15 protein-coding genes and 2 pseudogenes are annotated in these 15,254 nt (G+C 68.0%); 8 read left to right on the forward strand and 9 right to left on the reverse strand.

The genetic code is table 11. From position 1 onward, the window contains the following. Positions 1 to 31: 31 nt before the first annotated feature. A complete protein-coding gene (locus tag ACH35V_RS00200; protein WP_395969413.1) occupies positions 32 to 766 on the reverse strand; it encodes a hypothetical protein in 735 nt (244 codons plus the stop codon). 273 nt (positions 767 to 1,039) lie between these two features. Next, a complete protein-coding gene (locus tag ACH35V_RS00205; protein ID WP_395969414.1) occupies positions 1,040 to 2,044 on the reverse strand; it encodes a zinc-binding dehydrogenase in 1,005 nt (334 codons plus the stop codon). Positions 2,045 to 2,630: 586 nt separating this feature from the next. Between ACH35V_RS00205 and ACH35V_RS00210 the strand changes: the two genes are divergently transcribed. Both ACH35V_RS00210 and ACH35V_RS00215 read left to right on the forward strand, forming a co-directional pair. Beyond that, entirely contained in the window at positions 2,631 to 3,341 is a 711-nt protein-coding gene (locus ACH35V_RS00210) for a tyrosine-type recombinase/integrase (protein ID WP_395969415.1), read from the forward strand. Between the two features lie 605 nt (positions 3,342 to 3,946). Beyond that, a pseudogene (locus ACH35V_RS00215) lies at positions 3,947 to 4,216 on the forward strand (C40 family peptidase); the annotation flags it as partial. A gap of 229 nt (positions 4,217 to 4,445) precedes the next feature. Here the strand turns inward: ACH35V_RS00215 and ACH35V_RS00220 are convergent. Continuing rightward, entirely contained in the window at positions 4,446 to 5,213 is a 768-nt protein-coding gene (locus ACH35V_RS00220; protein ID WP_395969416.1) for a VOC family protein, read from the reverse strand. A gap of 623 nt (positions 5,214 to 5,836) precedes the next feature. On the opposite strand from ACH35V_RS00220, the gene ACH35V_RS00225 reads away from it, so the two are divergent. The 3 genes and pseudogenes from ACH35V_RS00225 (at position 5,837) to ACH35V_RS00235 (ending at position 7,325) form a co-directional block, all read left to right on the forward strand. Next, the gene (locus ACH35V_RS00225) at positions 5,837 to 6,118 is read left to right on the forward strand and encodes a hypothetical protein (RefSeq protein WP_395969417.1); all 282 of its coding nucleotides are present in this window, start codon (positions 5,837 to 5,839) and stop codon (positions 6,116 to 6,118) included. A gap of 194 nt (positions 6,119 to 6,312) precedes the next feature. Continuing rightward, positions 6,313 to 7,005: pseudogene (locus tag ACH35V_RS00230) on the forward strand (tyrosine-type recombinase/integrase); the annotation flags it as partial. Continuing rightward, entirely contained in the window at positions 7,005 to 7,325 is a 321-nt protein-coding gene (locus ACH35V_RS00235) for a helix-turn-helix domain-containing protein (RefSeq protein WP_395969418.1), read from the forward strand. The pseudogene ACH35V_RS00230 and the gene ACH35V_RS00235, both read left to right, overlap by 1 nt. A 1,073-nt stretch (positions 7,326 to 8,398) precedes the next feature. Here ACH35V_RS00235 and ACH35V_RS00240 read toward each other — a convergent pair. The 5 genes from ACH35V_RS00240 to ACH35V_RS00260 form a co-directional block, all read right to left on the reverse strand. Further along, entirely contained in the window at positions 8,399 to 8,728 is a 330-nt protein-coding gene (locus tag ACH35V_RS00240; RefSeq protein WP_395969419.1) for a MerR family transcriptional regulator, read from the reverse strand. Further along, positions 8,725 to 9,582, reverse strand: coding sequence for a hypothetical protein (locus ACH35V_RS00245; RefSeq protein WP_395969420.1), 858 nt, complete (start codon positions 9,580 to 9,582; stop codon positions 8,725 to 8,727). Before ACH35V_RS00245 ends, ACH35V_RS00240 begins: the two co-directional genes overlap by 4 nt. A 186-nt stretch (positions 9,583 to 9,768) precedes the next feature. Further along, positions 9,769 to 9,969 carry a DUF397 domain-containing protein gene (locus ACH35V_RS00250; protein ID WP_395969421.1) on the reverse strand — a complete coding sequence of 67 codons (201 nt, stop codon included), beginning with the start codon at positions 9,967 to 9,969 and terminating at the stop codon, positions 9,769 to 9,771. A gap of 19 nt (positions 9,970 to 9,988) precedes the next feature. Beyond that, positions 9,989 to 10,195 (reverse strand): DUF397 domain-containing protein, encoded by a 207-nt coding sequence (locus ACH35V_RS00255; RefSeq protein ID WP_395969422.1) that lies wholly within the window; start codon positions 10,193 to 10,195, stop codon positions 9,989 to 9,991. 17 nt (positions 10,196 to 10,212) lie between these two features. Continuing rightward, a complete protein-coding gene (locus tag ACH35V_RS00260; protein ID WP_395969423.1) occupies positions 10,213 to 11,070 on the reverse strand; it encodes a helix-turn-helix domain-containing protein in 858 nt (285 codons plus the stop codon). 255 nt (positions 11,071 to 11,325) lie between these two features. Between ACH35V_RS00260 and ACH35V_RS00265 the strand changes: the two genes are divergently transcribed. Continuing rightward, on the forward strand, positions 11,326 to 12,027 hold the full coding sequence (locus ACH35V_RS00265) for an ATP-binding protein (protein WP_395969424.1): 702 nt from the start codon (positions 11,326 to 11,328) through the stop codon (positions 12,025 to 12,027). Between the two features lie 59 nt (positions 12,028 to 12,086). On the opposite strand, the gene ACH35V_RS00270 is transcribed toward ACH35V_RS00265, so the two are convergent. Further along, entirely contained in the window at positions 12,087 to 12,437 is a 351-nt protein-coding gene (locus tag ACH35V_RS00270; RefSeq protein ID WP_395969425.1) for a hypothetical protein, read from the reverse strand. Between the two features lie 143 nt (positions 12,438 to 12,580). Between ACH35V_RS00270 and ACH35V_RS00275 the strand changes: the two genes are divergently transcribed. Both ACH35V_RS00275 and ACH35V_RS00280 read left to right on the forward strand, forming a co-directional pair. After that, positions 12,581 to 13,384, forward strand: a complete 804-nt coding sequence (locus ACH35V_RS00275; RefSeq protein WP_395969426.1) for a hypothetical protein — start codon at positions 12,581 to 12,583, stop codon at positions 13,382 to 13,384. An 82-nt stretch (positions 13,385 to 13,466) separates the two neighbouring features. After that, the gene (locus tag ACH35V_RS00280; protein WP_395969427.1) at positions 13,467 to 15,161 is read left to right on the forward strand and encodes a hypothetical protein; all 1,695 of its coding nucleotides are present in this window, start codon (positions 13,467 to 13,469) and stop codon (positions 15,159 to 15,161) included. Positions 15,162 to 15,254: the final 93 nt, after the last annotated feature.

Raw genomic sequence — 15,254 nt, forward strand, 5'->3', positions numbered from 1 at the left:
CTCCGCAAGCTCCGCTCCACGCGAGAGACCGTCAGGAGCCGGCCGAACGAGCCTTGCGGACGCGGCGCACGAGCACCCAGAGCGCGGCAACGGCCACGATGAAGATGCCGCTGCCGACGAACCACGGTTTCCGGCTCGGGGACGTGTGGCCGGAGATGACCACGATCTCGCTCTTGCCCGACACGGCCGTGATGTCGCGGGTCACGAGCATGAAGTCGTCGGAGCCGAGGACGTCGTTGTTCTTCCGGAAACCGTCCAGGCCACCGGCGTGATGCTCCTTCTTGGAATCGACCAGCAGCTTGGTGCCGTCGGCTTTGTGCACCAGGTACAGCGAGATGAGTTCGAGTTTCTCGTCGTCCCGCTTGACCAGGACCTTGCGTTCGTAGACCTTTCCGTCCGGCCCCGAAATCGCCCGCGCCGCGTCCAACCCGGCCGGCGGCTTGCTGGAACCACCCTCCCGCCACGGCCGGATGCAACCGGACGTATTGCAAGGACGCGGCGCCATCAGCCTTCCGATGAGCTCTTCCGGCGACCCCATGCTGGCGAAGTTGGCCACCCGGGCCTGGCTGCTGGCGCTCTGGAACTCGTCGCCGACGACCTCCGTCGACCGCACGTACTCCCTGAACATCTCCCTGGTGGTGGGCGGCGTCGCGCACGCGGCCAGCGGCAGCGCGAGCGCGCTCACGGCGGCCACCCGCACCGCGGACGCCCGCGCGACCCGTCTGAACGCGCCCGCGAGCCCCCGGTCGTCAGCCGAACCGATCATGACTTCGCCACCTCTCCCTCGCCCGGCGTCCACCGACCGCGCGCGGACGAGGCCGCACGTCCGCGGCCGGTCCCGAACATTGGGGATATCCGCCCTGCTCATGACCAACTTCACGCAAATAATGGAACGGTCAAATGGCCACGACCGAGGGGGAATGCGCCTTGATCATGAATAAAACGCAGACAGTATCCCAGCAGATTCACGCCGATTCAATCGCCGTTACCCAGCGATATGGCGAGTTTTCGACTTTGGCGGAAAAGGGCCGCGCGCCGGTCAGGCCCACGGATCGAGCGCGTGCTTCCCGACCGTCCGGCCGGCTTCGAGGTCGGCCAGGAGCGCGGGCCCGTCCGCCAAGGCGTGCACCTGCGGAGCACCCGGCGGATAGACACCCTTCGCGATGAGTTCCCGGATCTCGCTCATCAACCCCGCATAAATCTGCGGCGCCTTGGCCGCAAGCGCGCCGATGTGCAGGCCCATGACCCGCACCGGATGCCTGAACACCAGATCATGCGTGCTCAGCGTCGCGTCACCCGACGCCGCGCCGAACACCACGACCCGTCCCGTGAACGGCTTGGCCACCGCCAGACTCGTCTCGAAGGTGGCCCGCCCGACCGACTCCAGCACGACGTCCACACTGCCGGTTCGCCGCATGATCTCCTCAGCCAGATCGCCACGCGACCCGTCAAGGACGTCCTCGACGCCCAGAGCCCGAAGCGCGCCGTGCTTGGACGGCGACGCCGTAGCGATCACCCGCGCGCCGTAGTGCAGCGCCAGCCGGACGGCGGCCTGCCCGACCCCTCCCGCCGCCGCGTGAACGAGCACAACGGACCCGGCCTGGACGTCCCCCAGAGGCCGCAAGGCGGCGAGCGCCGTCGCCCAGTTCAGCACCATGCCGAGCGCTGCGGCGTCCGCCCACCCGTCCGGGACCGGGAGCATCCCCGCGTCCGGCATCACCATGTACTGCGCGAACGCCCCGCGCCCCGTCCCCACCACCCGGAGGCCGGACGGCGTCGCGCTCCCAGCCCCAACACCGATGACCTCGCCAACAGCCTCAAACCCCGCAACATACGGCGCCACAGGCCCACCACCGTACGTCCCACGACTCTGCATCACATCGGCGAAGTTGACCCCAGCAGCCGTGACCCGGACGAGCACCTCCCCAGCCCCGGGAGAGGGCCGACGAGCATCGTCCACAAGCCCCAATTCCGAAGGCCCACCCCACGACCGCTGAACCAGAGCCCGCATGCCTGAACGTCCCCGCCCCTCAACGTTTTCCATGCCGCAAACGTAAATGCCTCACACATGCGTCAAGGTCAAGCGCCTCTACTCCCGCAGCCCCCGAGCCTCCCGCAGATAAGCGTCAAGCGCCGATCGCCGCGTGGTCAGCTCCGCGATGTGCGCCGCAAGCCGATCGCGATAGCGCTGCACTTCGTCCAGGAACTCCTCGCACGGCGGCCCGTCCCCCAAATGCGCCGAGTTGCGTTTGATGAAGGATTGGGCAGGCTCCGCACATGTGGACAACCGGCAGGTGGGAGCGACGCCGGTTACAGGATCTCCGATTCACTTTGCACTGTCTGCCTGGGAATCTCGGTTTCGACTAGACAAGACTCAACGATGTTGTGTTAGATGCAACGCCATGGAGCGGTCTGTTGAGCTTCCTGGTGCGGCGCATCTGGTGCTGGCCAGCGGCGTGGTGCACCTTGATCCGGAGTCGGCGGTGTTCGAGGCGATGTTGGAGGGCTGGGCGACTCAGTAGCGGGCTCGGTTTCTGAGCGTGGGTTGGACGGTCAAGCCGCGGTCGGATTTGGTGCGCCGGTTCGCTGAGTACACCAACCTGTACCCGTGGTAGTGGGAGCCGGCCGAGGTGGAGGCGTTCATCGTGTCGCGGTCGATCGCGCCGTCGACGGCGCGCAACTATCAGAACTGCTTGCGGATGTTCTGCGAGTTCGTCACGGATGCACGGTACGGCTGGCCAGCGAAGTGTCTGGAGCTGTTCGGGAGCGCGCCTCGGCAGATCCTGCACGAGGCAAATACCATTAGCCATGTCGCCGACTACGAAGGGGATCCCGCGCGGCGGCCGTTGACCTATGACGAGGTGCAGGCGTTATTCGACGCGGCCGACGGCCGGGTGGAGGAGATCCAGGCCCGGCACCGCAAGGGCGCACTGACCGTGATGCGGGACTCGGCGATGTTGAAGGCGGTGTACGCGTTCGGACTTCGCCGCCAGGAGACGGTCGGCCTGGATGTTGCCGATTGGCGACGCAACCCAAAGGTGCCTGCATACAGCAGTTTCGGTGGAGTGTTCGTGCGCTGGGGCAAGTCCTCCCACGGCAGCCCACCCAAGCGGCGCACCGTGTTCACTGTTGCCGAGTTCGACTGGATCGTGCCCGTGCTGCAGCACTACCTCACCAAGGTCCGGCCGCTGCTGGCGCCGGCTCAGCATCCGGCGATGTGGGTCACCGAACGCGGCGGACGCATGTCGCGACGTCGGCTCAACCGCACGTTCGGTCTCGTGCGGGACCTCGCCGGTCTACCCACCGAACTGGACTTGCATGCGCGCGGCACAGCTTTGTGACCCACCTCGTCGAGTTCGACTACCCGCAGAAGTTCATCCAGGACCAATGTGGACACTCCTGGGGAGCACGACCGCCATCTACACAGGGGTCTCGGATGAGTACCGCAACCGCCTGGTGCAACGTGCGTTGACCGACCGCCACGCAGATCTGTGGGAGGACCAGACATGATCAAGAAGATGGGCGTGCAGTGGCACTTGCGGCTGCGCATGGCCGAGAAAGGCTACTTCCAGACCTCCGAGCTCGTGCCCCTGCTCGCCGAACGAGGCATCACGCTCTCGCGGGAGCAGGTGTTCCGGCTGGTCACCCAGCCCGCAACGATTGTCGATGGACACCCTCGCCGCGCTCTGCGACATCCTCGACTGCCGGCCCAATGACCTAATCGAAGTCCAAGGCCGTCAACCAGCAGGTCCGCAAGACCGCCGGCGAGACCACCACACCGGCGCCGAAGGCGCGGCGGACGGTGATCCGCCGACCGAAGGACCTGTGACCGTGACAGCGCGAAACGCACGTCGCAGGCCGCTTCGGCAGACAGTGATGGCCGCGATGATCACGGTGGCGCCAGACCTGTCCGACGAGGGCGTCGCGGCGGTACTGCAGCGGCCTCACCTGCGCCGCCTACCAGACAGCCGGGGTCACCATCCCACGCACCGCGCAAACCCAACACGACGCCGGCCCACTGCTCCCACCCAGCGCACCACTGCTACCAGGCGACCTGGTGTTCTTCGGCAACAGCCCAAACACGATCACCCACGTCGGCATCGCAATCTCCAGCACGCAGATGATCAACGCCCCCTACACCGGCGCCGTCATCCGCATCGATCCCATCGGGCATTACCTCGCCGCAACAAGACCGTCGCAAGGGACAGCAATATGAGACCCGTTGTGATGGTCATCACGGGGCCGTGTCGGGTACGGCGACGATCCGGGACCACGGCGGTGATCGCCCGTGTGATTGAAGCAGGCGATGCCGATGGGCGGTGCAGGCAGGTCCACCCTGACTATGGTGCTTGGCGACCTCGGTCTCACCTTGTCGAGGAGGTCCACACCGACGACATCCACGCGCGTCTTGCCGAGCTCGACCACCCGGCCAGCTGACCGCCGGTTCAGCTCGTCATCGCCGCACCGACATCGAACTCCGTGCCGAACGGGTCCGTGATGTGAGCGACCCGCCCGTAGATCATGTCGTAGGGCTCGGCCGAGGTCCCACCCGCGTCGACCGCTCGCCGCGCCGCCGCATCGGCGTCGTCCACCTGGAACAAGGTCCCCCAACGGGACTTCGTGGCCTTTGGGTCACCGGCGATGCCGCCGATCTCGTGGCCATCCGGTCTGCGCAGGAACGTGAAGTCGAGCTCAGGCATGTCCGGGTTGGCATCCAACGTGTAGCCGAAGACCGCGACGTAGAAGTCGCGCGCGGGCCCGGATTCCGCGGTGACCAGGTCGTTGCGGAGCAGGGCGTTCGGCTCGTTGACGATCTCGCAGCCGATGTGGGCACCGGCCTGCCACAGTCCACACTGCGCACCGGTGGTGTCCTTGATGATCGCCGTCCGGCCCTGGTCCAGCACGTCCATCGGGCCGGTGATGATCGAGCCGCCCGCGTCCCGCGCTCGAGCGGCCGCGGCGTCACAGTCATCCGTCGCGAAGTAGACGTTCCACCAGAAGTCCGTGGCGTCGGGATCGGGGTTCGGCCTGATGGCCGCGACGGGTCTGCCCCGTAGCAAGCACTGGGTGTAGTGGCCGAACTCCGCCGGTCCCACATCGAAGTCCCAACCGAACAAGGCGCCGTAGAAGGTCATCGCGCGGTCGAGATCCGGGATGCCCAGGTCGATCCAGGTCGGTGTGCCAGCCGGCTGCGTGGTGGTCAGCTCGCTCATCGTCTCTCCTTGTCGTGTCCCCATCTTGTCCCCGTCGCGTCCTTGTCGCTTCGGGCAGCGGTAATGGTAACGACGGGGTCTGACAAACCGGGCTGGACGAGACGGCGGGGCCGACGACGACCGCACTACGGCCCGGGCCGGTCGGTGTCGAGCAGTTCCTCGGCGTCGAGCTTTCCCAGCCGTACCGCGGGTTCCACACCCGACCGGTGCCCGCGTCACGGCGCGCGGTGATGCGCAGTCGTTGCTGGACGTCCTCGGGCGTAAGCGTCGGCTCCCGCTCGAGACCGTACGTCGCCCACAGGTCCCGCTGTTCGGCGAACGCGAACGCGCTGGCGCCGTTGAAGTCTCCAATGTAGTCGACCCGGATCGCGCTGCCGCCGCCGGAACCTCCCCCCTCCACGCGGGTGCCCAGCGTCAGCGCGGCCGCGGTCGCAACGAAACCGGCGGAACGGGCAAAATTGCGTCTGATACAACTCTCGGCGTGAGGTAGTACGTGCCATCTTGCCTGGTGACGGGGGTGGTGCGAGGCGGCTTTGAGATCTTCTGGATCAGTTTCTGCGAGGCGGTAGCGGGCGGCCGACGATGCCTCAACAATGTTGCACTTGGTGCAACGGAGGTGGGATGTGGCGGAGGCTGCCGATCTGCCTGGTGCCGCGCATCTGGAGTTGGTGGACGGGGTCGTCCATCTCGATGCGGCGTCGGCGGTGCTGGAGGCGATGCTGGCAGGTTGGGCACGGCAGCAGCGGGCCCGTTTCCTCAGCGAGGACGGCACGATCCAGCGCAGAGTGAGGTTGGTGCGTCGGCTGGTGGAGTTCACCAACGGTTATCCGTGGGAGTGGACGGCAGCCGACGGGGAGGAGTTCCTGGCGCATCTGCGCTCGCCGAACCGCAACGGCCGATCATGATGTCCACGTGCCGCGGCTATGGCACGGCGTTGTCGCTGTTCATGGAGTACGTGACGGACCGGCGCTATGGCTGGCAGGCGGAGTGCCTGGAGCAATTCGGGCAGGTTCCTCAGCAGATCTTCCATGAGGACAATCGGGTCGCCAATGTCGTGGACTAGGAGGGGCGGCCGGAGCGGCGGCCGCTCACCTATGACGAGGTGCAGGCGTTGTTCGACGCGGTGGACGGCCGCGTGGAGCAGGCCCGGGGCAGAGGCCGCAAAGGTGCGCTGACCGCGCTGCGGGACGCGGCGTTGCTGAAGTCGGTGTATGCCTATGGGCTGCGCCGCAACGAGGCTCGCATGCTGGATCTGCCTGATCTGAGGCGGGTTGCGAAGGCCCCGCAGTACCGTCGCTTCGGCGCGATGAGCGTCCGGTTCGGCAAGGCTTCGAACGGCAGCCCGCCCAAGCGCCGCACGGTCCTGACCGTCCCGGAGATGGACTGGATCGTCGAGGTGCTGGAGCACTGGGTGAGTGAGGTGCGGCCGATGCTCGCGCCGGGGGCGCCGGGGGCGCCGGGGGCGCCGGGGGCGCCGGGGGCGCTGGGTGCGCTGGGTGCGCTGTTCGTGACCGAACGGGCTGGGCGAATCTCCAAGCGCGGTGTCAACGCCGCGTTCGAGCAGGCGCGCGCCGATGCTGGATTGCCGCCAGAGTTCGATTTGCATTCGCTGCGCCATTCGTATGTGACGCACCTGGTGGAGTTCGACTATCCGGAGAGGTTCGTGTCCGAGCAGGTCGGCCATGCCTACACCAGCACCACGGCGATCTACACCGGCGTGTCCGACGAGTACCGCAACCGGCTGGTGCAGCGCGCACTGAGGGAACGCCGATCCGACCTATGGGACGCGTGATGATCAAGAAGACGGGCATCCGGTGGAACCTGCGCAGGCTTATGGCCAGCAGGGACATGTTCCAGACCACGGAGCTGGTGCCGCTGCTGGCCGAACGCGGCGTCCACTTGTCCCACGAGCAGGTGTTTCGGCTGGTCACTCAGCCTCCGCAACGGCTGTCCATGGACACCCTGGCCGCGCTTTGCGACATCCTCGACTGCACCCCTAATGACCTGATCGAGATCGAAGTCGTCAACGCCCAGCTCCGGAAGACCGTCGGCGGAAACGACTCGCCGCCGAAAGCCCGGCGGACGACAATCCGGCGGCCAGGCGAACCGTGACCATTAGCTCGACGGTTCTCGACGCCAACCTCGGCGGCATGGCCGTCCGTCTCACCACGCTGCTGCCAGGCTTGACCACCGAGCAGGCCCTAGCCGCCCTACGCGAGGCCGGCGCAATGAGGACCAGGCCGTTCGGCCAGCTCAGCAAGCATCTGGACGAGTTCCCCGATGCGCTGTCCTCCGGTGATGCGCGCTGCCCGTTGATCGTAGTGCGGCTGACGCATGTCCTGGCCGGGCTGGGGATTGAGGAGGTCCGGCGACCGGGCTGCGGCGACTGCGGCCAGGTCGACGTCAGCCTGCGACTGTCCGGTCCGAACGGACGGCGCTGCCAGAATTGCTACAACCGCGCCAACCATCGCCCGTGCTCAAAGTGCGGAACCGTCGCCAGGATCGTGGCCAAGGACCCTTCGGGCGGCAGCGGATGGTGCGCCAGATGCCGAGGCCGGGATCCTCGTTTCCACGAGGAATGCCGTGACTGCGGACGACGTCGGCTGGTCGTCCGGCGGCTTCCTGATGGCGCGGCCCTCTGCCAATTTTGTGCCCCCCGGCCGCTGCACACCTGCATCCTCTGCGGAAATACCGCCCCGGCCCACACCCTCACCGACGAAGGCGCGGTCTGCCGACAGTGTTACCCCACTGCAGCCGCAGCGGCCCTGCGGGCAATGCGGCCAGCTCAGCCGCATCGACATCCGCGCCAAAGCCGACGGGACCCCGGATCTGTGCTGGACATGCGCACTGCATGAAGAGGCGTGTCAGGAGTGCGGGCGCTACCGCCGCGTCGCCTGCGGCCCCGACGGCCGGTTGCTCTGCCCAACCTGCCGCCTGCGTCTGTTCGGCCGACCCGAGCGCAAGTGCGCCCGCTGCGCGCAGCGCCGCCCTGTCCAGGCCGAATGGCCGATCGGCCCGGTCTGCAACCAGTGTTACTACCATGCACGCACTTATCCCGGCGACTGCGTCCGCTGCCGACAATCCCGGGTCCTCATCGGCGTCGACCCGGCCGGACAAGGGCTCTGCGGCCCCTGCTCCGGAAGCGAACTGGATTATCTCTGCAGATCATGCGGACAGGTGCCGCATCAGAGTGACCCGAATACTGCACGTCGCAATAACCGCCCTCCCCCAATAAGATGCGGCAAGAGTTCCCGGACGAGCCGCACCGGCAGCCCGGCCTCCAACAGCGAACGAACCCGAACCACGGCAGCGACCGTGGAGGGGCAATAGTCACGGTAGCCATTCGCCAGACGACCAGGCGTGATCAGCCCTTCGTCCTCGTAATACCGCAACGCCCTGACACTCGCCCCACTCACCTGAGACGCCCGCCCAATCCTCACCCAAGCCCCAACCCCAAACCCCCGCTCCCTCTTCCACGCTGAACCCGCGGGTGTTCGCGCCCACCCGCCGCTCACAGGCCCAGGACTCGCCCCGCCGGGAGGCGGTCCCCGATCTGGGAGATGATCGCCTTGCGGGTACGCCGCATCGTGGCGGCGGCGTCAGCGGCGTCGGGGTCGTCATCGGGATCCACCTCATCGAAAAAGGTGTTGCGATGTTCCAGCACCGCCAGTGCGACCTTCCACTGCCGCACCGTCAGCGCCGCCTGCTGCGCCCGATCGTTCCGGGCGGGGATGATGTCGCAGATCCGGTGGCAGTCTTCGACGATGTCGTCGACGTCGCCGTTGGTGACCTCGTTGAGGGCCATCTCATTGACTTCGTTCCAGAGGGTGTCGGCCTGCTCGGCAGACAACACCACCGTGAGAGTTTCGGTGGTGGTGCGGTCGGGCCGTTCCATTGGCCGGCCGTCCTCGTCGAGGTGGTAGTCCCACATCGGGGCTGCGGGGGCGGGCCACAGCCGCAGCAGATGCCGCTGGCGGCGGGGGTTGAGATAGCGGGAGTACAGGCGCAGCCGGTAGTTGCCGATCCCGCCCGCAAGGTCCAAGGCCAGCAGTTGGGAGCCGTCGGCCGCCAGTATCCGCAGCCGGGCGGCCTCGAACGGAACGGACTCCTCGACGACTTCGGCGAAACCGCCGCTGCCGGGAATGTGCAGCGCAGGTTCGGCGCCCCATTCCTCAACGGCGATGTCGACGACGCCATCGGTGTTTCCGGTATCGACGATCACGTCCCCCTTGTGGAAGTCCAGGGTGGGGTAGCTACGTCCGGGCATGGTCCGGCTCGGGGCGGCGGCGACCACGTCACTGGTCGAGATCTGATACCAGCCGTTCTCGGTGACCTGCACTGTGGCGCCGGCGCTGGCGAGCGGGTGCACTGGGGCGGTCCTTCCTGACGGCAAGAAGGCGGCCAGAGTACCTCTCACCACAGGGGAGGTACTCCCGGCCGCCGTGCGGGTTAACGAGTCGCCAGGGATGTCCTTCCCGTCCTTGAAGACGGCCGGCAGGATCCGTTGCTTCTTGAACAGGTGGTTGTTCAGGGCGTTGCCGTTATTGCCTTATGGTCAGAGGTCGAACGCGCCCTGCTTGATCTGCGACACGAGGGCGGCCCACTGGTCGTGTTCCAGGGATAGGTGGCCGCCGTGCGGGTTCTTGGAGTCCCGAACCCCGTTGAGGGCACCGAGCCGGGCGACCTCCACGCACTCACCGCCCGAGCTGCCGCTACGGGAACTTTTGCGCCACACGACGCCGTCAACGGTGTCCATCACGAGGCCTCGTTCGTCCCTATCGGAGGTCGTAGGTGCCCTGCTTGATGTGCGACATCAGTGCGGCCCAGGCGTCCCGTTCGACGGTCAGGTGGCCGCCTGCCGGGTTCTTGGAGTCACGGATGAGGTGCCGGGTGCCGATGGCGCCGGTTTCCACACAGCCGTTGCCGCCATTGCTGTGGCTGCTCTTGCGAAAGACGACCCGTCCGAGGTCAATCCTGGTCATCTTGCTCCTCCTTGCGGTCATTGCTCTGCCAGGCGCTTGAGCATGACCAGCGAGTCTTCGGGACTCAGAGCCATCGCCTGCATTTGCTCGAACGCCAGGGAGTAAGTGTGAACCTCCGCATCGTCTTCAATGTACAGAGCACTCGTCATGTTCTCGACATACACGACATCGGGCGTGAACCGCTCGGGGAAGCCCATGATGGTGAAGGTGCCGATCGCGCCTGGGTGGGCGCCAGCAGCAACAGGCATAACCTGGAACATCACGTTAGGAAGGGCCGCCAGCTCGATGATGTGGCGGTACTGGTCTCGCATGATCTCGAGGTCGCCGATGACCCAACCGAGCGTCGCCTCGTCCAGGATCGACCAGAGACGAGCAGGTTCGTCTCGTTCCAGCCATGCTTTCTGGCGTTCCATGCGGGCCGCGACCCGGCGTTCTATGCCCTGCGGTGAAGCAAATCGCTTCAGGGTGGACTTGATCACCTGTTGCGCGTAGGCCTCGGTCTGCACCAGGCCGGGTACCAAGCCCAGGGTGTAGGTGCTGAGCCACTCGGCTTCGGCCTCAAGGCCCATGTAGGTGGCGTAGTCCGTGGGCAGGTTCTTCGCGTACGCGTCCCACCAGCCGCTTTGTCGAGCCGTCCTGGCGAAGCTGACGAGCGCGTCGAGACGTGAGCCCGTCACTCCGTAAAGGGTCAGGAGTTCCTGCACCTCGGCAGCGGTAGCGCGGCGGAGGGCGTTCTCGACTCGCGACAGCTTCGCCTTGTTCCAGCCGAGTTGGTCGGCGGCCTCCTCAAGCGTCAACGATGTCGATGCCTCACGCAGTCTCTTCAGTTCACTGGCGAGACGGCGTTCACGGATGGTCGGAGGTCTGGGCGTCATGTAGTTGATCGTGCTCGCTCCGTAGCCATCCCGCAACCGATTTGGGTGAGCCGGTTCTTAAACGATCAAGGATTTATTTGATGAAACAGTTGCACCAACCTTTGAGGTGTCACACCATGTGATCCCGGCCACGCACGGAGTGCGACCGAGATGTCGCTTTCTGTATCCATATGTGGCCCTGATGATGGAGGTGTGGCCTCGATGGAGTGTCAGGGTGGGGGGCGGCTTTCGCCGGGTGGGGTTTGTGCTTGGCGGTTGCCGGAGGGCGAGCGGGGGCCGGCGGCGGCGCGGCGGCTTCTGCAGGAGACGGTGGGCGGGCTGGGGGTGGGGCGGGACGTGATCGAGGACGGGAAGCTCGCCGTGTCCGAGATCGCTACCAACGCGCTCCGGCACGGCAGGTCCGTGCACGGTGACCGTTCGCCCATCGCGCCCGAGTTGTGGATCTGGGCGCGGACCGTCCCCGCGCCGGAGCTCGTCGTCTCCGTGTTCGACGGTGCGCGGGACGCGCTGCCGCAGGCGTCCAGCGGTGGGTTGCTCGACGATCACGGGAAGGGGCTCGGGCTGGTGGGGGCGTTCACCGCCGCTTGGGGGTGCAGTCTGACGCGGTCACGGGTCGCGGAACCCGTCGTGCGGGGCAAGGCGGTCTGGTTCGCGCTGCCGCTTACCCGCGACTGGCCGGGCCGGACGCTCGAACTCCACCCCGGCACGGCCGCGCAATGCCTCCTGCTGTGCGTCACTCGGCGCGGGTTCCCCGGGATGCGGGCCAGTGACGAGAGAGGGGTTTCCGTCGTGGTGTTGCCCGGACTCAACGTGTGGGTGCATCCGCAGCACTTCTCCTGGCAGGGCGGGCCGGGGCGCTACCTTCGGCGTCCGCTCATCGACTTGCAGGAGACGGCGGAGCACATCGTCCGCCAACTGGATGGCATCCGCGTCCCGGCTTCCGCGCCGTCCCCTTGACGGGCGGGCCGTCACCAGAACAGCCCTTGACCACGTCGAACGGTCAAGGGCTGTCCTCGTTACCGGGTTTCCACCGCGACCGAGATGACCGGGTGGGACGAGCAGGGCGCGCGGGAGACGGCGCCCACCGGCACCCACGGCCCCTCGCAGGCGATCACGCCGACGGCCGGGTTGAAGTGCTGCTGCCGCATGATCGCGCGGTGCTCTCCGGTGCCGCCGGTGCAGGTGCTCTCCGCGAAGTTGCCGCCGTTGACGACGCTGCAGCCCGTCGGGGCGGCCGAGGCGCTGGACGCGGTGCCCACCAGCGCCGTCGCGGTGGCCAGGACGGTGAACGAGACCAGCGCCCACCTGCGGGCCTTCCGGCGAGCGCCACCCGGGCCGGTTGCCGGCGACGCGTGCGTGTCCTTCATGGGTTCCTCCCCTTCACAGCGGTGGTGTGCCGCGCGGGCCGCGCCGCACCACCGTGGGCAGCCACTAGAGGTTCGTGTCCGGGGGGCTGCTGGATGACCGGCTGGGGTGACTTTCTGAGCGACGGAACTGGGAGGATCTGGTCATGGGCGGCGAATCGGACGACGTGCGCACGCGGCCTCTGCTGTCCTGGCGGTTCGTGGCGATTCCCGTCCTGCTGATCGGGCTCGGGATGCTGTGGGGGTCGGTGTACGCGGCGGGCGAGTTCCCCGAGCGCAGGGACCGGCTGCACGAGTTGCGGGACGCGCCCGCCTGCGCGGCGCCGCCCCAGCGTCCGGCGGACTGCACGTGGACGCAGGAGTTCATCGTCTCCGACATCCGGCTCTACGAGGGCAGGGGCAGCAGCATCAGCGCCATGCTCACGCCGCCGGGGCAGACGTACAAGTGGCCGACGGTGTACCGGAACGACGGGCCGCTGCTGAACACGCTCCGTGACGGCGACCGGGTCAAGGGCACCATCTGGCGCGGTGGCGTGGTGAAGATCGCCAATGAGGACGCCGTGCAGACCACGAACGCGAGCCCCGCCACCATGCCGGAGACCATGCTGACGATGGCGGTCGTGCTGGCCGTCTCTGGACTCCTCTTCGTCTACGCCGCGGGCTGGCGTCTGGTGCGGTGGTCGCGGCGGGTGCCGTCGCCGGGCATGAACTGCGTCCTCGGCGTCGCGGTCGGGCTGCTCATCGGCGGGCTCGCTGCCATGGCCGTCGCCGGGGGGACGGCCGAGGAGGCGGTGCCCGAGGTCGACGTGGGGGCGCTCCTGCTCTTCGCCGCCATCTACGCAGTGCTGGCAGCGATCATGATTCTTGTCGCGGTACTGATGTACCGCGCGGTCCGTTCCGATGGCTCGACCGCTGCTCCGGCGGCGGCGCTCCAGGACTCCTCCCTGTAGCCGGTTCTCGGGGTGGCGGGCACTCGCCGTCTCAACCCGTCCGTTACCGGCGGGTGCGCACAATGCGGGTGGGAGGTGCCCGGTGCGAACGGTGGACCGTGAGCACTACGCCGGCCTGCTGCGGCTCGCGTACCTGGTGCTGGACGACGGCGACGCACCGCTCACACGCGCCCGCCGCGCCGCCGCCCGCGCGGCCCGGGTCAGGAAGGGCGGATATCCGGCGATGCGGGCGCGGCTAGTCGCGATCCTGCTCACCGACCCGCCTGCTGGTCGGCCCCTGCTGCAGCGCCTCTTCTTCGAGCCTGTGCCGACTCCGAAAGAGTCCGTCCGGGCGGCGCTGCTTGAGCTGTCGCGGCATGAGCGGCTCGCCTACCTGCTGCACCGCGACGGGCTCACCGCCCCCGAGGCAGCCGCCGAGCTGGGCGTCCACCTCCAGGCCGACTTCCGGGACGTGGACCGGGCCACCGACGCCGTCGACGACCGGACGGGCCTGGACGAAGCCGCGCAACGGGCCGAGATCGAGGCGTTCGAACCTGATCTCGTCCGGTTGCGTCCGCCGCTTGCTGTTCCGCGTGCCTGGCGGGTCGCCTTGGCGGGCGGGCTCGCGGCGGTGGTGCTGGCGGTCGCCGGGTTCGTGCTGATACCGCCGGGTGAGGGGTCCGGCGGGCCCGCCGCGATCGACCCGCGCGCGTGGCAGCGGACCGGCTCGCCGACGATCTACGAATGGCCCGCGCAGGGCGAGCTGCGGGACAACGCCGGGCTGCTGCGCCGGGCCGCCGACGCCTGGCGGGACGACCGGCACGACCCGCCGCACGGACGCGTCGTCGTCCTGTACGCCGGGACGGTGGACGGTGCGTCCCTCGTCGTCCTGCGCGACTCACCCGGCCTGCGGGAGACGCCGAGCGTGGCGCAGTACTTCGAGCGGCGGCTGTCGCGCGGCGTGGAGTCGGTCCGCAGGCTCGGGACGGGCGCGGGGCAGCTCATCATGCTGGGCATGACGTGGCGCTACCTCGTCCCGCCGTGGCTGCAGGAGGTGCAGGCGGCGCTGCCGTCAGGACGGTCTCCAGACTGGGCGCCGGTGGCCGTCAAGGACGGGCTGACCGATCCGCTGCCCTGGCGCTGGTTCACGCCACGCTGCCAGAACTACCTGGTGTTCCAGATGACGTTCCGTCCGGGCAATGGCGGGTGGCCCCGGACGGTCACCCAGCTCGCCTCGCACGACCCGCGATCCGCGGCGCCGCGAGTGTGGTTCCGCGGCCCGCCGGAGCGGGACGAGCGGTTCAGCTGGGCGGCCCTGCACGCCGTCGCCTGCGAGGGGGCGGCCACGCTGAGCGAGTCGGGCGATCTGCGGCTGGGGCGGCTGTGGAGCGGCGAGCTGCCGGACGGCGGCGGCCGGGCGACGCTGCTGACGGTGGACGCGTCCTCGCCGTGGGGCGCCCCGGGCAGCTCGATGCTGATCTCCGCCGAGGGGCGGGCGCTGTCGGAGCGGGGCAGGACGAACAGCGACTTCACCTCGTCCGCCGGGACGGTCGCCGCCGTGTGGTGGCGCTCGCCCCGGCGCTGGCATCTGGTGGCGGCGGCGGGCCCGGACATCGTGCGGCTGAAGACGGTCGGCGAACTGGGCTCCCACGAGATGAAGATGGACCACGGAACGCCCCTGCTCGTGGTGCCCGGCCCGCGCACCGGCGGCACGCCCCCGGAGACGTCCAGCCTCCCGATCGTCCAGGTCGTCGCCTACGAAACAGACGGCGACCGCACGGTCGTCGACCCGTCCTGAAACGAGCGGTTGCGCACCGTTTGCCCGCGCTGAGCGTGCGGCTCCGCGTACTGATTGTGACTTTGTGACGTTCGCGGCTGGCATGGCGCTTCT

Source organism: Actinomadura sp. 1N219, assembly GCF_044326405.1.
GTDB lineage: Bacteria > Actinomycetota > Actinomycetes > Streptosporangiales > Streptosporangiaceae > Spirillospora.